The organism is Massilia arenae (assembly GCF_008014745.1).
Lineage (GTDB): Bacteria > Pseudomonadota > Gammaproteobacteria > Burkholderiales > Burkholderiaceae_D > Telluria > Telluria arenae.
This window is the reverse complement of the sequence record NZ_VPFD01000015.1, coordinates 1-18,669: the sequence shown is the minus strand read 5'-3', so window position 1 is coordinate 18,669 and position 18,669 is coordinate 1. Positions and strand designations below refer to the sequence as shown.

General features: G+C 62.5%; 20 protein-coding genes. 4 read left to right on the top strand and 16 right to left on the bottom strand.

What is annotated here, in order from left to right; all coding sequences use genetic code 11:
• Nucleotides 1-10: 10 nt before the first annotated feature.
• The 3 genes from FVD38_RS13995 to FVD38_RS13985 are packed head-to-tail and all read right to left on the bottom strand — an operon-like array spanning nt 11 to nt 3,110.
• Nucleotides 11-871, bottom strand: coding sequence for a c-type cytochrome (locus tag FVD38_RS13995; protein ID WP_147935376.1), 861 nt, complete (start codon nt 869-871; stop codon nt 11-13).
• Entirely contained in the window at nt 868-1,500 is a 633-nt protein-coding gene (locus FVD38_RS13990; RefSeq protein ID WP_147935375.1) for a cbb3-type cytochrome c oxidase subunit II, read from the bottom strand. Before FVD38_RS13990 ends, FVD38_RS13995 begins: the two co-directional genes overlap by 4 nt.
• A gap of 2 nt (nt 1,501-1,502) precedes the next feature.
• The gene (locus FVD38_RS13985) at nt 1,503-3,110 is read right to left on the bottom strand and encodes a cbb3-type cytochrome c oxidase subunit I (RefSeq protein ID WP_147935374.1); all 1,608 of its coding nucleotides are present in this window, start codon (nt 3,108-3,110) and stop codon (nt 1,503-1,505) included.
• A gap of 330 nt (nt 3,111-3,440) precedes the next feature.
• Here FVD38_RS13985 and FVD38_RS13980 point away from each other — a divergent pair, with 330 nt between their 5' ends.
• Nucleotides 3,441-7,259, top strand: a complete 3,819-nt coding sequence (locus tag FVD38_RS13980; RefSeq protein WP_187271591.1) for an EAL domain-containing protein — start codon at nt 3,441-3,443, stop codon at nt 7,257-7,259.
• A gap of 36 nt (nt 7,260-7,295) precedes the next feature.
• Here the strand turns inward: FVD38_RS13980 and FVD38_RS13975 are convergent, their stop codons facing one another.
• From FVD38_RS13975 to FVD38_RS13925, 11 genes are all read right to left on the bottom strand, one after another.
• Complete coding sequence (locus tag FVD38_RS13975) at nt 7,296-7,907, bottom strand: DUF6691 family protein (RefSeq protein WP_147935372.1); 612 nt, start codon at nt 7,905-7,907, stop codon at nt 7,296-7,298.
• Entirely contained in the window at nt 7,900-8,406 is a 507-nt protein-coding gene (locus FVD38_RS13970; RefSeq protein ID WP_147935371.1) for a YeeE/YedE thiosulfate transporter family protein, read from the bottom strand. The genes FVD38_RS13975 and FVD38_RS13970 overlap by 8 nt, the downstream gene beginning before the upstream one ends.
• Nucleotides 8,407-8,424: 18 nt before the next feature.
• Nucleotides 8,425-9,804 (bottom strand): MBL fold metallo-hydrolase, encoded by a 1,380-nt coding sequence (locus FVD38_RS13965; RefSeq protein ID WP_147935370.1) that lies wholly within the window; start codon nt 9,802-9,804, stop codon nt 8,425-8,427.
• A 173-nt stretch (nt 9,805-9,977) separates the two neighbouring features.
• Nucleotides 9,978-10,400 (bottom strand): DsrE family protein, encoded by a 423-nt coding sequence (locus FVD38_RS13960; protein ID WP_147935369.1) that lies wholly within the window; start codon nt 10,398-10,400, stop codon nt 9,978-9,980.
• A 37-nt stretch (nt 10,401-10,437) separates the two neighbouring features.
• On the bottom strand, nt 10,438-11,598 hold the full coding sequence (gene ccsB / locus FVD38_RS13955; protein WP_147935368.1) for a c-type cytochrome biogenesis protein CcsB: 1,161 nt from the start codon (nt 11,596-11,598) through the stop codon (nt 10,438-10,440).
• Between the two features lie 71 nt (nt 11,599-11,669).
• Entirely contained in the window at nt 11,670-12,299 is a 630-nt protein-coding gene (locus FVD38_RS13950; RefSeq protein WP_147935367.1) for a class I SAM-dependent methyltransferase, read from the bottom strand.
• Between the two features lie 19 nt (nt 12,300-12,318).
• Entirely contained in the window at nt 12,319-13,017 is a 699-nt protein-coding gene (locus FVD38_RS13945) for an MBL fold metallo-hydrolase (RefSeq protein WP_147935366.1), read from the bottom strand.
• Between the two features lie 45 nt (nt 13,018-13,062).
• Nucleotides 13,063-13,866 carry a sulfite exporter TauE/SafE family protein gene (locus FVD38_RS13940; protein ID WP_147935365.1) on the bottom strand — a complete coding sequence of 268 codons (804 nt, stop codon included), beginning with the start codon at nt 13,864-13,866 and terminating at the stop codon, nt 13,063-13,065.
• Nucleotides 13,867-13,893: 27 nt separating this feature from the next.
• On the bottom strand, nt 13,894-14,331 hold the full coding sequence (locus tag FVD38_RS13935; RefSeq protein ID WP_147935364.1) for a YeeE/YedE family protein: 438 nt from the start codon (nt 14,329-14,331) through the stop codon (nt 13,894-13,896).
• A 13-nt stretch (nt 14,332-14,344) separates the two neighbouring features.
• Nucleotides 14,345-14,776, bottom strand: a complete 432-nt coding sequence (locus tag FVD38_RS13930; protein ID WP_147935363.1) for a YeeE/YedE family protein — start codon at nt 14,774-14,776, stop codon at nt 14,345-14,347.
• The gene (locus FVD38_RS13925) at nt 14,773-15,132 is read right to left on the bottom strand and encodes an ArsR/SmtB family transcription factor (RefSeq protein WP_229493658.1); all 360 of its coding nucleotides are present in this window, start codon (nt 15,130-15,132) and stop codon (nt 14,773-14,775) included. Before FVD38_RS13925 ends, FVD38_RS13930 begins: the two co-directional genes overlap by 4 nt.
• A gap of 280 nt (nt 15,133-15,412) precedes the next feature.
• Here FVD38_RS13925 and FVD38_RS13920 point away from each other — a divergent pair, with 280 nt between their 5' ends.
• The 3 genes from FVD38_RS13920 (at nt 15,413) to FVD38_RS13910 (ending at nt 17,340) form a co-directional block, all read left to right on the top strand.
• Nucleotides 15,413-15,829 carry a protein tyrosine phosphatase family protein gene (locus FVD38_RS13920; RefSeq protein ID WP_147935362.1) on the top strand — a complete coding sequence of 139 codons (417 nt, stop codon included), beginning with the start codon at nt 15,413-15,415 and terminating at the stop codon, nt 15,827-15,829.
• A gap of 249 nt (nt 15,830-16,078) precedes the next feature.
• Nucleotides 16,079-16,420 (top strand): methyltransferase family protein, encoded by a 342-nt coding sequence (locus FVD38_RS13915; RefSeq protein WP_187271590.1) that lies wholly within the window; start codon nt 16,079-16,081, stop codon nt 16,418-16,420.
• A gap of 122 nt (nt 16,421-16,542) precedes the next feature.
• Nucleotides 16,543-17,340, top strand: coding sequence for an OBAP family protein (locus FVD38_RS13910; protein WP_147935361.1), 798 nt, complete (start codon nt 16,543-16,545; stop codon nt 17,338-17,340).
• 98 nt (nt 17,341-17,438) lie between these two features.
• Here the strand turns inward: FVD38_RS13910 and FVD38_RS13905 are convergent, their stop codons facing one another.
• Nucleotides 17,439-17,888 (bottom strand): hypothetical protein, encoded by a 450-nt coding sequence (locus FVD38_RS13905; protein WP_187271589.1) that lies wholly within the window; start codon nt 17,886-17,888, stop codon nt 17,439-17,441.
• A 10-nt stretch (nt 17,889-17,898) separates the two neighbouring features.
• Nucleotides 17,899-18,315 (bottom strand): hypothetical protein, encoded by a 417-nt coding sequence (locus tag FVD38_RS13900; RefSeq protein ID WP_147935360.1) that lies wholly within the window; start codon nt 18,313-18,315, stop codon nt 17,899-17,901.
• Nucleotides 18,316-18,669: the final 354 nt, after the last annotated feature.

The window sequence follows — 18,669 nt, the reverse complement described above, 5'->3', positions numbered from 1 at the left end:
CGCATTGCCGTCACAGCGGTGGGGTGGAAGTGGCGCCGGCCTGGGCCGGCAGGGCCGGCGCCGGCATCGAGCCGAGGTAGTCAGACACGGCGCGCATGTCGTCCGGATTCATGCGTCGCGCGACGTCGTCCATCAGCTTCTGGGGCGAATTCTTGCGCTCGCCCGCGTGCCACGCCGCCAGCTGCGCGAAGATGTAGTCGGGCTGCTGGCCGGCCAGCGCCGGGAAGCCGGGCGCGACGCCCTCGCCGTTCATGCCATGGCACTGGAAGCAGGCCGGCACGTTGGATTTCCAGTCGCCCTTCTCGGCAATCAGCTTGCCGCGTTCCAGGTTGCCGCCCAGGCTGGGCGCCAGCTTGGCGCGCAGTTCGATGCCGGCGTAGTAGCGCGCCAGCTTGGCGATATCCTCGTCGCTCAGGGCGCGCGCCACGAAGGCCATCGATTCGTTGTGGCGCAGGCCGGAGCGGAAGTCTTCCAGCTGCTTGGCGAGATAGGCGGCGGGCTGGCCGGCCAGGCGCGGCGTGCTGAGATTTCCCTCGCCAGCGGCGCCGTGGCAGGAAGCGCAGCTCCAGGCCTGGCCCGTGCCGGCGCTCACCGCCTGCAGGGTTGCCGGGTCGGCGTCGGCCAGGCCGCGCACGACGCCTGGCGGCGCCGCTGCAACGGCCACCGCCGCCGTCTTGGCGCTGTGCTGGTTCTGCTGCTGCCCGCGGCGTTGTGCCTGGTACTCCGACACGTAGGTGAGCAAGCCCCAGAATGCCAGCGCGAACACCAGCGCGACCACGAACAGGGGAATCGGGCGCGTCCGCTCCCACGGGTCGAAGGCTTCGTCGACCTGCGGCGCTGCCGGGTTCTTGGCCGGATCGTTCTTGTTCATCGCTGTTCTCCCTTCGACAATGCATAGCCTTCGTCACGGACGGCCTGGCCCGCCGGCGCTGCCGGATAAGTACGGTTGAGACCTTGAAGGTATGCCGCAAGGTCGAGCGCTTCCTGGCGCGCCACCACCACCTCCCCCTGCGGTTGGTATTCCGGCGGGAGCTTGACGACGACGTCGCCCGGCGCCGCCTGCTTCTTGCGCTCGAACAGGTAAGGATAGGCCGGCATGATGCTCCAGCCGAAGATCGCGCGCGGCTGGTACAGGTGGGTCAGGTGCCAGTCGCGGCTCGGCAGGCGCGCGCCCACATTGAGCAGGTCGGGGCCGGTGCGCATGGTGCCCAGCTGGTGTGGACGGTCATAGGCGAAATCGGCCGACGTCGGGGCCCGGCCCCAGCCTTTCGACAGGTCGGCCAGGGTCTGGCCGGCCGCGCGCGGCTGCTGGCTGTGGCAATAGACGCAGCCCTGGTTGATGTACTGCTGGCGCCCGGCCAGCTGCTGCGGCGTGTAGTCCGCCAGCCCCGGCGCGGGGGCTTGGTCGCGGATCTGCGCGCCGGGGATCACCACCAGCATCAGGGTCGCGAATGCGAGGATGGCGATGGCGCCGACGAAAATCGGGATGAGGCGGTTCATGGTCATGCTCCGGCGGTGGCGGTTTCCGGCGTCTGGCCCGCAATGGCCGTGCGCTGGGTGCCCTTGCCCATCAGGAGGGCGGCGATATGGAATGCGAACACGAGGTGGCCCAGGGTCATCAGGGTTCCGCCGAGCGAGCGCGCCTCCAGGTAAGGCATCGTGGCGCGGGTCACGGCCTCGAACGAGCGTCCCGGTTCGAGCAGGCCCATGCCCTGAAGCCAGCCGCCGATCGACACGGCGAAGAAATACACCGAGAAGCCGCCGACCACGAGCCAGAAGTGCAGCTTGAGCAGGCGCGGCCACGGCCAGTCGCGGCCGGTCAGGTAAGGCAGCATGTAGTAGAAGGCCCCGAATAGCACCATGCTGGTGAAGCCGTAGGCGCCCAAGTGGGCATGGCCGACCGTGTAGTGCGTGAAATGAGTGATCGAATTCACCGGGCGCAGCGCCTGCAGCGAGCCCTGGAACGAGGACAGCGTGTACATCAGCGCGCCCAGGGCCACGAAACGCAGCGCTACCGACTGCTTCAGCGCCCACGCATTGCGGACCACCGTGGTGTGCTGGTTGATCGCCACCGCGATCACCGGAATGAACATCATGACGCTGTGCACGATAGACAGCGTCACCAGCCAGGTCGGCACCGGGGCGCCGATCAGGTGGTGGATGCCGACCTGGCTGTAGAACAGCGCCAGGCCCCAGAAGCCGAGCAGCGACAGGCTGTACGAATACACCGGCTGGCCGACGATCTTCGGGATCAGGTAGTAGGCAGTCCCCACACCGAGCGGGGTCAGCCATAGGCCGAGCACGTTGTGCGCGAACCACCAGTTGACCGTGGCCTGCTGCACGCCGGCGTGCAGGCCCGGCAGGTTGGCGATGAAGTACAGCACCGGGAACCACACCAGGCCGCCCAGGAAGTACCAGCCCGACACGTAGATGTGGTGCGACTTGCGGTGGCGCGCCGTCATCACCAGCGGGAATGCCAGGCAGGCGCCGCCGACCGCGAGCAGCAGACCAATCTGCCAGGGGATTTCCAGCCATTCGACGCCCTGGGTGTAGCCGAGCGCGATGGCGGTGACGCCCATGGCGACGCCGATGGTCCAGACCATGGCGCCGAACATGGCGACGCGCGGGTAACGCAGCGGCGTATGGAAGATGCGCGGCACGATCCATAGCGCCGAGGCGATGCCGGCCACCGACAACCAGCCGTAGGCGACCAGGTTCAGGTGCATGCTGCGCATGCGCCCGAAGGTCAGCGGCGCGTGCTCCACCAGCCAGTCAGGCAGGTGCAGCTTGAGCGAGGCGATCACGCCGAACACCGAGCCCAGCACCAGCCAGAACGCGGCCACGGCCGCCATCAGCAGCACGGTGCGGCGCCCGGCGACGTCGATGCGCTCGCGGATCACGTCAAAACGGTGGGCATGCGAACCGGCCGGCGCGCGGCCGAAGGCAGTGGTGTCGTCGGGGGCGCCGGTCTCGCCCGGCTCGAAGATCGTGGAGGCATCGCTTTGCGACAGCGCGAACTGGCGGCGTGCGATGGCCCAGATCAGGAAGCCGAGCGCGGCAAGCGATGCGGTAAAGCTCAGCGCGAGCAGTAGTCCGATAGTGATGGGCATGATTTGGAATGCGTAATGGCCTGCGCCAGTACGGCACAGACAAGTTCATCGGGTTCGCACAGAGGGAGCGCTGCGGATGCGGCGTGGCCTCCCTATGTTGACCGGGGCCGCATGTTTAGTACGAGCAAGTTTCTGTAGCGGATAGCAATGCTATGCATTGCGGATTAAGGCAGGATTAAGGATTTGCCGGGCTGCGGGTAATTGATTGGTCTTGTCGCGGTCGAATTACACCACCGCAATTTTTTCTTGCCAGGGGTTGAACAAGCACACCATACTCGCCCCTCGCCTACTCGAATGACAACACCAGCCAGAGACGCTATGCACGCAGCAATGGGCACGACCGAAATTTTCCTGATCGCCATGGCGATCATCGTCAGCATTCCCTACCTGATCTGGCGCTTGGGCGACACGGACTATTACGCCCCGCTGGTGGTGGTGCAGATCATCACCGGCATCCTGCTCGGGCCAGGCATCCTGGGAAAGGCCTATCCGGAATACTATAACTTTGTGTTCAATCCCGAGGTCATCCAGTCGCTCAACGGTATTGCCTGGTGGGCCGTGATGATCTTCGTGATGATCGCTGGCATCGAACTCGACCTGAAAGCGGCCTGGGCGCACCGCCGCGAGAGCATGATCACCGCATCGCTCGCGCTGGGTACGCCGCTGGTGTTCGGCTGCGTTGCCGCGCTTGGTATGCTGGGCTACGCCGGCTGGATCGGTCCGAAGGCCGCAAGTTGGCAATTCGTGCTGGGCGTCGGCCTGGCGTGCGCCGTCACGGCCTTGCCGATCCTGATTCTGCTCATGGAGAAGCTGGAGATCCTGCGTCAGCCGATCGGGCAACGCATCCTGCGTTATGCAAGTCTGGACGATATCGCGATCTGGGGCGTGCTGGCCCTGATCCTGCTCGATTGGGATCGCGTCGGACGTCAGCTCGGGTTCCTGGCGGTGTTCGCCCTCGCCACTGTGTTGTTCCGTAAACTGATGGTCAAGTTACAGGAACGCGACCGCTGGCACGTCAGCCTGATCTGGCTGACGGCGTGTTCCTTCGCCGCCGACTGGGCCGGCCCCATGCGATCTATCGAAGCGCTGCATTCCAGCCGCTATGGTAAAAATGTAACTATCGGTCAGCCCTCGCACAAATTCGAGTCGACTGGTCCCAACCGCCCATTTTTTGCGAAAGGCTCGACCTTCTTGCTGCGGCAGATACTTCTCTTGTTACTGCTAGGCTTTGCGCTGCTTGCCCAAGCGGTAGCTGCTCCGCGCGTGGTCCGTGTTGGCGTCTATGCCAATCCTCCGAAGCTTTATCCCAGTGGAGAGGGACAGGCGGAAGGCATCCTTGTCGATATGCTCCGCGAAGTCGCCAAGGCCGAAGGTTGGGAGCTACGCTTCATCCAGTGCCAATGGACTCAGTGCCTTGCCGCGCTTAACCAGGGCAGCATCGATCTGCTACCCGACGTGGCCTGGTCTGAAGAGCGGAGCCGGCAGCTCGACTTTCATCAGGTTCCCGCCCTGTACAGCTGGTCGCAGGTGTTCCGGCGCACGGGCGTCGCCTTGAGCTCCATGACCGACATCGGCGGAAAGCGTGTCGCGATCCTGTCCGACTCGATCCAGCAACGCTACTTCACCGATTTCGCCAAAGAATTCGGGGTCAAGCCGCAGGTAGTGCCAGTCGCATCGATCGCCGAGGGTTTCGACCTCGTGGCCACCGGCAAAGCTGATGCGGTCGTCGCGAGCCACTTCGTGGGTGCGTTTCACGCGACCGGACGCGGCATCGTGGCGACACCAATCCTGTTCCAACCGACCCGCCTCTACTACGCGGCGGGAAAGGGCCTGAATGGCAATCTACTGGCGGCCTTCGACCGTCGGCTTGGCGCCTGGCAGGCAAACCCGGACTCGGTGTATTTCGCCATTCTCGAACGCTGGCAGTCGCGCGGGGTGCTGGCACAGATTCCCGCGTACTTGCGGTGGACAGCGGGCCTGGTGCTCGTCCTGCTGCTCGTCGCACTGGGTACGACCGCATGGCTGAGACGCCAGAACCTGCGCAAGTCGGGCAGGCTTCGGGAGACGGAGCAACGGCTGGGCACCATCCTGGACAGCGTCGACAGCCTCATCTACATCAAGGATGCAGCCTGCCGCTACACCTATGCCAACCAGGCGCTGCGCACCTTCCTCGGCCGCGACAACAAGGATATCGTTGGACACAGCGACATCGAGCTGTTCGCGCCAGGGGTTGCCGCGGAAATCGGTCGCAACGACCAGCGGACGATCGTGGGACGCCAACGGGTGGTATCGGAAGAAACGGTGCCCGATGCCCATGGCCGGCAGGTGACCGTGCTTACGACCAAGATACCGCTTTTCAACGAGGACGGTAGCGTCGGGGGCTTGTGCGGGATTTCCTTCGACATCTCCGAGCGGCGGGCGGCCGAGGAATCGAACCGCGTGGCGGCGACGGTATTCCAGTCCGCCGAAGGGATGTTCATCGCCGGCCGTGATCGCCGCATCCTGCGGGTGAACGAAGCCTATTGCATGATGACGGGTTACAGCGCGGGCGAACTGGCCGGCGGCATGCTGCCACCGTGCGCGCTGTCACGCGAAGGCAGCGATGCCGGCGCCGCCATGTGGAAGGCTGCGGAGGCCGAAGGAAAGTGGCAAGGCGAGATCTGGACTTCGCGCAAGGACGGCAGCACCTATCCGGCCCGCCTCACGGTCACGGCGGTACGCGACAGCTCCGGCAGCATCACCCATTACGTCGGCACGCAGGGCGATATCACGGCGCAGAAAACGGCGCAGGATGAAATCGTTCGGCTGGCCTATTCCGACCCGCTGACCGGCCTGGCGAACCGCCGCATGCTGCTTGAGCGGCTGCACCACGCCATGCCGCTGCACCAGAGGGCTGGGCAAATAGCAGCATTGCTGTTCCTTGATCTCGACAATTTCAAAGACCTGAACGACCTGCGCGGACATGGAGTTGGGGACCGGCTGCTGTTGCAGGTGGCAAAACGCATCAGCGCCTGTACCAGGGCCTGTGACACGGTCGCGCGCATTGGGGGAGACGAATTCGTCGTCCTGCTAGAGAACGTCGGGCGGGACGAGCAGGAAGCCGCCCACCACGCTGCCATGACTGGCAAAAAGATCCTCGACGCGCTGCGCGAACCCTTCGACATCGACGGCATGACGCATCACGCCACGTGCAGCCTGGGCGCCGCCCTCAGCACCGAGGGAGCGATCGATACCCTGATGAAGCGTGGCGACATGGCCATGTACCGCGCCAAACACGAAGGAAAAAATACCCTGTGCTTCTTCCATCTGGACATGGAAACCGAAGTGAACCACCGCCTTGCTCTGGAAAGGGAACTGCGGGAATCGCTTGGTAGCGCCAGGTTCGCACTCCATTACCAGCCCCAGGTCGACGGCGCAGGCCGGATCAGCGGCGCCGAAGCGCTGCTGCGCTGGACGAGTAGCGCAGGTAGGCAGGTGAGCCCGGTCGAGTTCATACCGGTTGCGGAGGCCTCGGGACTAATCGTGCCGCTCGGCCGCTGGGCATTGCGCGCCGCATGCGGGCAACTGGCCCGATGGCACCGTATTCCCGCGATGGGCCACATGAGCGTTGCGGTCAACGTCAGCGTCCACCAATTCCGCGAGCCCGGCTTCGTGAGCGAGGTGCTGGACATCGTGAGCGAGAGCGGGATCGACCCGCGGCTGTTGAAACTGGAACTGACGGAAACCGTCCTGATAGACGACGTCGACGATACGGTCGACAAGATGCTGCGCTTGAAAGCGCACGGCATCGGTTTTGCACTCGACGATTTCGGCACCGGCTACTCCTCGCTCAGCTACCTGAAGCGGCTGCCGCTCGACCAGCTCAAGATCGACCGTTCGTTCGTACGCGACATCCTGGAGAACCCGAACGATGCGTCGATTGCTCGCAGTATCGTGGCGCTGAGCCAGTCACTGGGGCTCGGGATCATTGCCGAGGGCGTGGAGACACAGGCCCAGCGCGCCTTCCTGGCGAAGATCGGTTGCGGCTGTTGCCAGGGCTACCTGTTCGGACGGCCCATGGAGGCCACAGCATTGGAAGAGCTGGTCGCCGCACAGGTGGGCGAAGCGGCAGACGCGCACGAGATCGGTGGCGCCGCGTCCGGCATCTGAGGCAACTCCCGGACAGCCCTGGTCATGCTTTTCGAACTACGGAAAATATCGGTACAACAGCCACAGTGCCACGCCCAGCAATGGCGCGAACACGATCAGGAATGGCATGATGCGTACGCCAATCAGATCAGGGAGCTGGATGCAGCCGCGGTCACCCCAGGCCAGCAGATTCGTGCCGAGGTTTCTGGACAATTCGGCAAACAGATAGCTTCCCGCCAGCAGTCCGGCGATCCCTGCGATGGCGTCCAGGTTCCCCTGTCCTAAGGCTGCGGCGCCGGTTCCCGGGCAATACCCGATCAAGGCAAACCCTGCTCCAAAGGCGAGGCCGCCAATGACATTGGCTGCATACTTCGTGGGTTTGAGGTGCAGCTTGACCAGTCCACGAGCATGCATGGCGAAAATGCCGATCATCCCGACAAGAATCGCTGTCAGCATGATTTTCATGACCGTGAAATCGGTCAGCAGAAGCGCGCCCAGCAGAACGTCGTACTTGGCAACGCCGCCCTTTTGCAACAGGAACCCGAAAACAATCCCAAAAAAAAGGCCCAGTACGAGCTGCCTTGGCGAGTCGCTTTTATCAGCCTCGGCGCTGGTGCTTCCAGGGGGCGTGGCGTGGCCGGTGCCGGTTTCTGCGGATTTGCTATCCATACATCACCTGCGCCACCAGGGAACCACCCGCGAAGAAGCACGCTAGCGCAATCCACGACCCGACCGACAATTGCAGTGCGCCGCTGATGCCATGGCCGCTCGTGCACCCGCCTGCAAGCCGCGCACCGAACGCCATGATCACGCCGCCAATGAAAGCGACCGACAGCCGAAGCGGGATCGAATTTCCGAACTGCGCCTCCCACAGCGGCGGGATCACGCTGGCGTCGAATTCGCCGCCCGACAAGGCGGCGAAGAAGGCCCCGACGACGATGCCGAAAGCGAGCATGACTTCCCACTCGATTTTCGGAACCTTGTCCTGATAGAACGCCAGGGAATCGGTGTGCTTCCTGGAGACCAGGTAGCCCAGCATGCCCGCCATGCGTGCGAAAGCAGTCGACACGCCCAGCGGTTTGTTGGAAAAATAAAACGTCGCCATCGAGAGCACGCCGATAAGGGCGCCGACTAGATAGGGATTCCATGCACCGCCAGCCGTGTTCATGTCCGTCTCCTCCGCGCGTTATTCGACCTGGTTCCTGTTCAATGGCAGCCCGAGCTTGTCCCATGCCGTTATACCGCCAAGCATGTTAAAGACGTTGGTATACCCATTACGCCGAAGAATACTGACCGCAAGCCCGGAGCGATGCCCCACGCTGCAGTGGGCGACAATCCGGCGGTCCTTGGGAATCGCGGGCAGGTCTGCTTCGAGATGGCCCACGAAGGTATGGTGCGCGTCAGGGATGTGTTTCTCCTTCCACTCCATGTCGTCGCGCACGTCGAGGATACTCAGGTCCCCCTCCTCGTTCCAGCGTGCAGCCTCGCTTGCGCTCGTCGTGCCCAGCGCTTCGATCGGCAAGCCCGCTTCGCGCCATGCCTCGACCCCGTTCACGAGCACCCCCTCGACACGGTCGATGCCGATGCGCGCAAGCTGTGCGATTGCCAGAGGCGCCTTGGCGGGCTGTTCCACGACCAGGAAGACCGGTGTCTGTTCGTCCGCGAGCCAGCCGCCAAAGGTGGACAGGCCCTTCAGCCAGACGTTGTACGAGCCCGGGATATGGGCGCCTGCGAAGGCATCGGGCGATCGGGTGTCGATCACGATCCCGCCCCTGGCGCGCTCCTGGAATGCCTTGGGCAACAGCACCCGATCGTCGGGGGACGCGGGCACGGGCCGCCCGGCTTCCAGGTTGACCACTTCCATATGCGAGAAATACGGGGGGCGAGGCAGATGCTCACCGGCCTTCTGCGCCATGAACTCCGCGCGGCTTTTCGTGAATACGGGATTGGTCGCACGTTCGATGCCGAGTGTCGACTCGTCGCGCTCGGAGATGTTGCCCCCGCATGCGGAGCCCGCCCCGTGCGCCGGCAGCAGGATCGCCTGGTCGCCGAGCGGCGCCAGTTTCTGGTGCACGGAATCGTAGAGCAGGCCCGCGTTCTCCGCGGTCTTTTCCGGGTCCGACAGATCAGTCCTCCCGGTATCGCCCACGAACAGGGCATCTCCGGTGAACACGCCCCAGCACTGGTCGCCGGCGTCCTCGGGATATACCGCATAGGACATGCTCTCGGGCGTGTGTCCCGGGGTGGCGAGCGCAACGAAGCGGGTCGTCCCCACCGTGAACTCCTCGCCGTCCCCAACCTGCACGTCGACGCGGCCGAACAGGGGGTGCTTGCCCGCCAGGATTTTGGCGCCGGTGAGTTCCGCCAGGCTCGCCGAGCCGAACTCGAAATCCTCCTGGCGATGCGTTTCGATGCAGTAGGCAATGCTCAAGTCATTATCGCGCGCCAGTTGCAGGTACTCCGCCACGTCCCGCCGCGGATCGACGACCACCGCAAGCCCGTTGCCGCATCCGAGCACATAGGCATTGTGGCCCAATCCCTGCGTTTTAACCCGTTGAAAAAACATGGTTCCGCTCCTTTCCTTGAGAGTCAGTCATGCCTGCAAAACGGCTGCGACTGCCGTCCTTACTTTCGCACACATGCGCCGCCCAGCGGCGCATGTGTCGGCTTCATCCCTGTCCCAGTGTCGCGACCCAGGATTAACTGCACGTTAACGTGCACCATGGAGGCCCCCCGAATTCAAGGCTTGATGTAGGCGTACCCTTCCTGGGACTGCAGGCGCGCAAGCTCCGCGACGCCGGACGGCACCACGGTCGCTTCCGGCAGCACCCGCTTGCGATCGATCTGGCGTCCTTTCAGGGTGTTATTGCACACCCGGAACTGGACCTTGCGGTCCGCGAGTTCCTGGACCACGGCATTGTAGGGATTGCCGTTCTTGTCCTTGGCGTCCTCGAGCAGGAAATCGATCCCGGCGCCGTGCGTGACCACGACGATGCTCGCATTCGGACTGGCGTTCAGGTGGTTACGGATGTTCCCGAGCGCCTGCATGGCATTGCTCGCGTCGCTGATGTGGTACACGACTCTCTCGGGCCGCCCGGCGGCCCCGGCGCTCACGGCGACACTCAGGAACAGCATGGCAGCGATTACACGGAACAGTTTCATATCGTCTCCTTTAGATCGTGGATTCAACTAATGTGGATTACAATTCCCCATACGAGTGCAGGCCCGACAGGAACATGTTTACGCCGATGAAGGCAAAGGTCGTCACCAGCAGGCCTACGACCGACCACCATGCTGCGACGCGGCCGCGCAATCCGTTCATCAGGCGCAGGTGCAGCCAGGCCGCGTAGTTGAGCCAGACAATCAAGGCCCAGGTTTCCTTCGGGTCCCAGGACCAGTAGCCGCCCCAGGCTTCGGCCGCCCACAGCGCACCCAGGATAGTGGCGACGGTGAAGAAGGCGAAGCCGACCGAAATCGATTTGTGCATCACGTCGTCCAGCACAGCCAAGGATGGCAGGCGGTCTTCCAGGATGCCGTGCGATTTCAGCAGGTAGGCGCAGCCGACCATTGCGGCCAGCGCGAAGGTGCCGTAGCCGATAAAGTTGGCCGGCACGTGGATCTTCATCCACCAGCTCTGCAGCGCCGGCACCAGCGGCTGGATCTGGGCGGCGTCGCGCGACACCGTGTACCAGAGGAGGAACACGACCGCGGCGGCGATGATCAGCAGTACGAAGGCGCCCAACTGGAGCGTGGCGTAGCGCTCTTCGTAATACAGGTGGAACAGCGCGGTGATCAGCGCGAACAGGATGAACACTTCGTACAGGTTCGACACCGGAATGTGGCCGATATCCGCCCCCATCAGGTAGGACTCGAACCAGCGCACCGCCATGCCGGTGAAACCCAGGACCACGGCGGCCCAGCACAGGCGCGAGCCGAGCGCACTGCTGGCATGCGAGCGCGCCAGCATCCCGATCCAGTAGAACACGGTCGAGAACACGAACAGCACGCTCATCCAGAGAATGGCCGACTGGCTCGACAGCATGTATTTCAAGAAGAAATTTTGTTCCGCCGCTGCCAGCGAACCGTCATAGAGCGACACGGCCCACAGGGACAAGACCGCGGACAGCGGGAACAGCCAGCGCACCGGCTTCCAGTGCCAGCCGAGCGCGGCCAAGGTCGGCGCAGTCAGCAACAGGATAGCGCGCTCGTAGCCATCCATGAAAGCGGCATAACGGTTCAGCGCGAACAGCGCGGCGGCCAACAGGCCGGCGCCGAACATCCAGTCAACGCCCGTTAGACGCCGAAAATAGCCGGGCGCCTCCTTGTAGACGGCCCCCGGATTCGGTTGGGATGCTCCCATGCTTGTCTCCATCAATCGTTTTTATCAATGTGCGTTGTTGGCGCAGGCCGGCAGGCTGCCCCACTTCGCGACTACAGGACTTTTCTGCCGACCAGCCCGATGAGTGCCGAACGCCCCGCATGTTGCGTTCCCTCAGCCAGGTTTGCCTCGTAATTCAGGAGCTCGACGATGTCCAGTGAGCCGAGTTCCGCGCGTAGTATTTCTTCGGTATAAAAGTTCTCCAACACTCCAGGACCGCCTGTCTTGTATTCGAGTTGCCTGGGCGTATATCCCTGCAAAATCAGGATGCCGCCCGGCTTCAGCGTGGCAATGATGTTTGCGAACAGGCGGGCCCGCATGCGCGGGTCGGCAAACTGAACGAAGATCGCCGCGACCACGTCGTAAGATGCCGGCTCCCAGCTCCAGGCATCGCAATCGGCGATGTGGAAGTCAACCGCCACCTCGGCATCGCTGGCGAGCTGCCTGGCCTTCCCGACGGCCACCGGCGAGAGATCGAACGCGTCGACGCTCAGGCCCTGGCGTGCGAGCCAGACGCTGTTCCGGCCCTCGCCGTCCGCGACCGCCAGCGCCCGCATCCCCGGCCGGAGCAGGTGCCCCTGGCTGGCCAGGTAGTCGTTGGGCGCAGTCCCGAAGAGGAATTCAGGTGTGCCGTAGCGCTGGTCCCACAGGCTTGCCGCCTTTGCCGCCGTATCGTCCGTCATTGCCATCCTTTTCCTTGCGTCAGACGCTGTGCGGCAAACCCAGATTCTGGTTCGCCGGCACGGCGACGTCGATCCGCTTCGGCTTGGGCAGGTCAAGCTCGGCCATCAACTGGACGAACTCCTCACGGCTGCGCGTGGCCAGGCGCGCGTTGTGCTGCTTCTCCCAACCGATCGTCGAAACCACCTGACCCTTGTAGTCGTGCCCCGGCCACATCAGCATGTCGTCCGGAAGCGAAAACAGCTTCTTCGTCACGCTGTCGAACAAGGCATCGGCGCTGCCGCTCTGGAAATCGGTACGGCCGCACGCGTTGATCAGCAGGGTGTCGCCGGTGAACACGTTGTTGCGCCACACATAGCTCATGCTCCCTGCGGTATGGCCGGGCGTATGCAATACGAGAATCTCTTCACCGCCGAAGCGGATCACATCGCCGTCGTTCAACTGGACGTCGGCAGGCGGGATACCGCAACCGCTTGGTACCGCGGCCTTTGCGCCGGTCAGCTCGCGCAGCTTGCCGGCGGAGGTGACGTGGTCCGCATGGGCATGCGTCTCGAGGACGTAAGCCAGCTTCAGGTCGAGGCGCCGCAGGTGCTCCAGGTCGCGTTCCCAATGTTCGTCGACAGGATCGATCAGCACAGCCTCGCCGCCGGCCTGGGTTGCAAGAATGTAGGTAAAAGTCGAGGACTCGGTGTCAAACAACTGGATCGGTTTAAGATTCATGTAGGTTCTCCTTGGAATAGGATGAGCGCCGCATCGCGGCTCGGGTTATCGGTACAGTACCTTGGCGATCATGCCCACCGCGACGAGCGCCGACACGCCGGCAAAGCCGATCTGCAACTGCGGTCCGGCCAGGCGGTCCGATACGATGCGGCCGCCCAGCATGCCGGCCAGCGCCCCCGCGGCGAACGGCAGTGCCACCGGCCAGCTCATCGAGCCGGCGATCGCGCTCGAGGCAACTCCGGTCACCGACACCAGTGCGATCACTGCAAGCGAAGTTGCCACGGTCGACTGCATATCCAGATTGGTATAACGCTGCAGCGCCGGCACCATCACGAAGCCGCCGCCAACACCAAGCAGGCCGGAGAGCAGGCCGGCAACCGTGCCGGAAAGCGCGAGCGAACGAGCGCAGCCCGCCGTCCAGACAAAGCGGCCTGTACCGCCGTCGCGCATGCACGGCTGCTCGAGGTTGACAGGGTCCTGACGGACAGCCTGCTTGCCCCTAGCGCGCTGAAATGTTTTGAAAGCCACGAACAAGAGGACGAGTGCGAACAGTACGCTCAGCCAGCGATTGTCGATACGGTTCGCCAGCCATAAACCGACAGGCGACAACAGCATCCCTGTCACCGAGATCAGGAGGGCGGCGCGGTAGCGTACGATCCCGGCCTTCAAACCGAGGAAGGCGCCGAGCGCCGCCGCCATGCCAACCGCCAGCAGGCCGATCGGGCCGGCCTGGGCAACCCCCATCTGCATGCCGAAGACGAGGAGCGGCACCGCGAGAATGCCGCCGCCGGCACCGGTGAGCGCGAGGACCACGCCAACCACCAGACCCAACCCCAGGCTGATCAGCATGACGTCGCCCTCACCCTGGCGCTGCGCTTACACATGCTGCTTGCCGGGGGTAGCGGGCAGGCGCTCTAGCAGCTCGAAGATCGCCATTCCGGCCAGGAGTGCGCCAGTGAAAATGAGCGGCTTCTCGCCACCGCCGACCAGCGACACCAGCGCCGGTCCAGGGCAGTAGCCCGCCAGGCCCCAGCCCACCCCAAAGGCCAAACCGCCGAACACCAGCCGCCGGTCGATCTGCGTGGCGGTCGGCAAGCGCATGGCATCGCCGAGCAGCGACTTCTTGCGCCCGGCGGCAACATGGAATGCGATCACGCCGACTGCGATCGCGCCACCCATGACGAATGCCAGCGAAGGATCCCAGCTACCCGCCAGGTCGAGAAAATTCAGGACTTTCGCCGGGTCGGCCATGCCCGACACGAGCAGCCCGATACCGAAGATGAGCCCGACAATCAATGCCATTACGATCTGCATGAGAATTCCCTCCTTAAGCCATCAGGTGGCGTACGACATACACGGTGACGAAGCCGGCCAGCATGAAGCTCGCCGTGGCGACCAAGGAGCGCGGCGAACCCCGCGACAGTCCACAGACGCCGTGGCCGCTGGTGCAGCCAGACCCGTAGCGCGTGCCCAGCCCGACCAACAGTCCGGCGACGACCAGGGTCCCGGTGCCGGCGTCGATGCGGGCTTCCGGCAAGGTAGCGAACATCCCGTACACTAAAGGCGCACCGATCAGTCCTGCCAGAAATGCGACACGCCAGCCGATGTCGCCGCGCAGCGGACGCAGTAAACCACCAAGCACGCCGCTGATGCCGGCAATCCGGCCGTTAAACAGTACAAACAGCGCGGCCGAGAGACCGATCAGCAAGCCGCCGAACAACGACGCCCAGGGCGTGAACTCGCTCCAGTTGATGGTCATGATTTACTCTCCTTCGTTGGTTTACAGTACAGCCCGTACAAAACTTCCATTACGGCCATCGCGTCCCTGCTCGCTATGCTGTAATAGATCTGCCTGCCCTCGCGGCGCGTATGGACCAGCTGCTCGTCGCGCAGCACCCCAAGCTGTTGCGAGAGCGTAGGCTGGCGAATGCCGCTCAAGACTTCCAGCTCGCTGACACAGAACTCCCCTTGTGTCATCTGGCAAAGCAGCAGCAGGCGGTCGATATTGCCCAGCGCCTTCAACAGGCCGCTAGCCTGCTCTGCAGCACGGCGCATCGACTCGATATCGATGCCATCGGCAGGACTCAGCCCCGCTTCTTCATCTTTCTTTGACATCCTGTCCACCATTCAAAATACATTTTTATAGTATATCGTATCTCAAACTATTTTCAAGTATATTGTTACCTATGCCGGTGACCCGCGACATCATGCTTGCCGGGTTGGTAGTCAGACATGTGCTTTGACGTGGCACCTGAATCGCCGCAAGTGAATTGCTCACTTGGCACCTGATCAGGTTCCCTCATCCGCATCGCCGGGCAGCGGCGTTCCTTCTGTCGGCCTTGAGCTCGTAAGTGCTTTGGTCAGACGCCAAACTCAACCATCCAGGAGAGATCCCATGAAATTCAAACAGCTCAGCCCGGACCTCGCGGTCTCGCAACAAGTTCAACTCGAGGACATCCCCGCCCTGGCACGGGACGGTTTTCGTTCGATCATCTGTAACCGGCCGGACGGCGAAGGACCGGACCAGCCCGCCTTCAGCGAGATCGAACAGGAAGCTGCCTGCTTCGGCATGGAAGCACGGTATCTGCCGGCGGCGCCGGATAATGTCACCGATGCCCATTCGGCCGCGTTCAAGCAATTGATGGCCGAGTTGCCAAAGCCGGTACTCGGCTATTGCCGCACCGGACGGCGCTCGACGTCGATGTGGGCGCTTTCCCGCGCGGGCGAGGAATCCCCTTCCGCGCTGCTGGAAGCTGCGTCGCAGGCAGGGTACGATCTCAGCGCGCTTGCACCGCGCCTGGAGAAGGAATAGACGGAGCGCATGCTCAACGGGCGCGAATGGATGGTACCGCTGCGGACGTTACCAACCTGAGGCTGGGGATGGCGTGCGCTTCATCTCGGTGGACGGTCGCTTCTCAAGGAAAACTGGATACGACATGAATCGAAACCGTTTCGGCAACCGTGGCGAAGCCTGGGTAGTGATCCAGGTCTTGCTATTTGCACTCTTCCTGCTGATGCCCAGGTTGGGCCGGCCTGGCCAACGCCGACGCTATTCGGCGTCTTGGGAGCGGTCGGCGTACTGGGCGGAATCGCTGTTCTCGGCAGTAGTGTCGTCTCGCTCGGGAAATCGCTTACGCCTTTCCCCCGGCCCCGGCCTAAGGCTCAGCTTGTCACAAGCGGCGCTTACCGCCTGGTTCGGCACCCGATCTACTTCGGCCTGCTTCTGGCCGTACTCGGGATTTCGCTGTTGACATTTAGCCCCTTGCGTATCGTATCGACCTTGCTGCTGGGGGTGTTCTTCGACTGTAAGGCGACACGCGAAGAAACGTGGCTGCTAGAGCGTTATCCCGACTACTCCGCGTATCAGAAAAAGGTCAAGAAACTGCTGCCTTACCTCTACTGAGGCCCGGATGCGGACGCATCGTATGCGTCGCACGCCGCTCAGGCTCTGGCAGCCCGGATCGACCGCTGAGATGCTATTCACTGAAACATCGTTTATAGAATATCTACACAAAGGAGTTCGAAATGAAACTGAGCGCATGTATGGCCACAGCAATCTGTGTTGTCGGGCTTGGGAGTGGATGTGTAGCGACGGCGCAGTCCGAGTCGCCACCCAAGACCGCACCGGCAGGCGAGGCAAAATATGACGATACCAGAATGCTCGAGGCAGGCGCAAAGATCTTGCAGAGCAACTCTCCTCTCAAAGGATTTGATGTGTATCTGAATGGATTCCATCCAATGAAGGACAACCCTGAAATGCAGATGGAGGCGCACCATTACTGCCACCAGGTCAACGAGGACTTTGCGCAGTGCGTGCTCTTCGATGGCAATACAAGAACCGCCAACATGAATGGCGTGGAATATATAATTTCAGAGAAGCTGTTCAATACCCTGCCCCAAGAAGAGCGAAAATACTGGCATCCGCATAACGGCGAGATCCTGTCCGGCCAGCTTGTTGCGCCAGGACTGCCAGCAGCGGCCGAGCATGCCTTGATGAAGAAGAAAATGAACAGCTACGGCAAGACCTGGCATGTGTGGCATACCGGTCACCAGGGCAAGCCGGGCGATAGAATTCCGTTGGGTGAAGCCATGCTTGCCTGGTCATTCAATCGGGATGGTGAAATCATGCCTGGCTTGGGTGAGGCGCGTGACAAGCAGTTGAAAGTCAACAGGGCCAAGAAGCGTGAGGAGCGCGCGGATCTGCGCGCGCTTGCCAAGCCTCAATCCGGGGTAGACGATTTGAGCGGTAAATTCCCCCGGCCAACGAAAGACATCCCGGGTGTCGTTGACCAGAACGCTGCCGGTCAGAAGCCGAGTCATTGACGATCATGGGGGCGCGCGCCGCACAAAAAAACCCCAGCCGGCGCATGTCGGCTTGCATTGCATACCGAGGAATATAGGCTGGGGACCGCGCGGCCACGCTAGGCTCGGACCGCGCGGACGATCGCGTCCGGATCCTTCGCGCCATCGACATCGTCAAAGTCGCCTCGCAGCGATTTCAGTGCATAGCGCTCTTCGGCGATTTCTCTCGCCGTACGCACGCCCAGCCGGCGCAGCACGGGAAGCGGCGGGCACCACCCCTGCAGCGCGTGCTGCACCATGAAGAGGGGCACGCCGGCAGCCAGTACCAGCCAGCGTTTGTCGCTCTTGAGCGCGAGTGCGAGGCCGACAAGCGACAGGGTGGCGAAATTTGTCTGCAGGGTACGCTCGACATCCCACTCGTGTTCGAGCTCATTGAGGCGACGGGTGATCAAGGCGTTCCGGTCGTTGCGTTCATATTCCCTGATCCGTTCTTGCGTCTCGTGCCGAATCTGATCGTTCAGTTGCGGCGAGGTATGGCCTGATACTTGGGTCGCGGTGGCAGCGAACATCATCATCTCCTTAGTGAATTGAATGTGCCAGCGTGGATTCTTCACCCAGCAATGCCTTCAACGCCATGCGTTCCTGTTCGATCTCTTCGGCGGTCCGCAGCCCTGCGGCGCGAAAAACCGGCAGTAGCGGATACCAGCCCTGGAGGTTGTGCAGAATGACCATGCTCGCCGCCATCGCCGACACCGCGAACCATTTACGATTGCTCAGGGTGCCCAGGGCCAGACCGAGGAGAATCATGGTCGGCGCTTCGAGCTCGATCGCCCGCTCCACATTCCATTCTCGATCAAGTTCGCGCAAGCGCTGCTCCATCGCCTGCTTGTCCGCCCCCTTGAGGCGGGCGATGTTTTCTCGAAACTGCTGGTCGAACCGCTGCATGGCGGCCGGTGAGGTATTGCGTTCGGCTTTTTCAGTTGTTGCAGGAAACATCGGAGCCTCCATATCAAGAATGAATACTCAACGCGTTTGTCGGCAGTATTTGAACGGGACCTGATAGGTTCTGCGCGACCAATCTTAGGCCAATTTATGGGAACGGCATGTACTGTTCCTTAATGCAATATTAGTGCTGGTCCGCGTCAAGCGGTGTCTGCCACCCCAGGGCTCGGTTTACCGATGAGTACTCACGACAACTGTAAGACTGCGCATCGAGCAAGCAAATGAGGAGGCTGGGTTGGGGCTCTACTTTGTCGGTTCCTGAATCGCCCCGGGTTTTGTAGAGGCTCCATTCTTTGAGAAAATGGAGCCATGAAGAAGCAACCCAAGTATTCCCCCGAAGTCATTGAG

Coding starts and splice junctions, on each gene's coding strand:
- FVD38_RS13950 (WP_147935367.1), bottom strand. CDS start 12,299: ATGACGGACGATACGGCGGCAAAGGCGGCAAGCCTGTGGGACCAGCGC.
- FVD38_RS13945 (WP_147935366.1), bottom strand. CDS start 13,017: ATGAATCTTAAACCGATCCAGTTGTTTGACACCGAGTCCTCGACTTTT.
- FVD38_RS13925 (WP_229493658.1), bottom strand. CDS start 15,132: ATGTCAAAGAAAGATGAAGAAGCGGGGCTGAGTCCTGCCGATGGCATC.
- FVD38_RS13975 (WP_147935372.1), bottom strand. CDS start 7,907: ATGGATAGCAAATCCGCAGAAACCGGCACCGGCCACGCCACGCCCCCT.
- FVD38_RS13940 (WP_147935365.1), bottom strand. CDS start 13,866: ATGCTGATCAGCCTGGGGTTGGGTCTGGTGGTTGGCGTGGTCCTCGCG.
- FVD38_RS13980 (WP_187271591.1), top strand. CDS start 3,441: ATGGGCACGACCGAAATTTTCCTGATCGCCATGGCGATCATCGTCAGC.
- FVD38_RS13970 (WP_147935371.1), bottom strand. CDS start 8,406: ATGAACACGGCTGGCGGTGCATGGAATCCCTATCTAGTCGGCGCCCTT.
- FVD38_RS13935 (WP_147935364.1), bottom strand. CDS start 14,331: ATGCAGATCGTAATGGCATTGATTGTCGGGCTCATCTTCGGTATCGGG.
- FVD38_RS13930 (WP_147935363.1), bottom strand. CDS start 14,776: ATGACCATCAACTGGAGCGAGTTCACGCCCTGGGCGTCGTTGTTCGGC.
- ccsB (WP_147935368.1), bottom strand. CDS start 11,598: ATGGGAGCATCCCAACCGAATCCGGGGGCCGTCTACAAGGAGGCGCCC.
- FVD38_RS13995 (WP_147935376.1), bottom strand. CDS start 871: ATGAACAAGAACGATCCGGCCAAGAACCCGGCAGCGCCGCAGGTCGAC.
- FVD38_RS13965 (WP_147935370.1), bottom strand. CDS start 9,804: ATGTTTTTTCAACGGGTTAAAACGCAGGGATTGGGCCACAATGCCTAT.
- FVD38_RS13910 (WP_147935361.1), top strand. CDS start 16,543: ATGAAACTGAGCGCATGTATGGCCACAGCAATCTGTGTTGTCGGGCTT.
- FVD38_RS13990 (WP_147935375.1), bottom strand. CDS start 1,500: ATGAACCGCCTCATCCCGATTTTCGTCGGCGCCATCGCCATCCTCGCA.
- FVD38_RS13905 (WP_187271589.1), bottom strand. CDS start 17,888: ATGTTCGCTGCCACCGCGACCCAAGTATCAGGCCATACCTCGCCGCAA.
- FVD38_RS13985 (WP_147935374.1), bottom strand. CDS start 3,110: ATGCCCATCACTATCGGACTACTGCTCGCGCTGAGCTTTACCGCATCG.
- FVD38_RS13900 (WP_147935360.1), bottom strand. CDS start 18,315: ATGTTTCCTGCAACAACTGAAAAAGCCGAACGCAATACCTCACCGGCC.
- FVD38_RS13920 (WP_147935362.1), top strand. CDS start 15,413: ATGAAATTCAAACAGCTCAGCCCGGACCTCGCGGTCTCGCAACAAGTT.
- FVD38_RS13960 (WP_147935369.1), bottom strand. CDS start 10,400: ATGAAACTGTTCCGTGTAATCGCTGCCATGCTGTTCCTGAGTGTCGCC.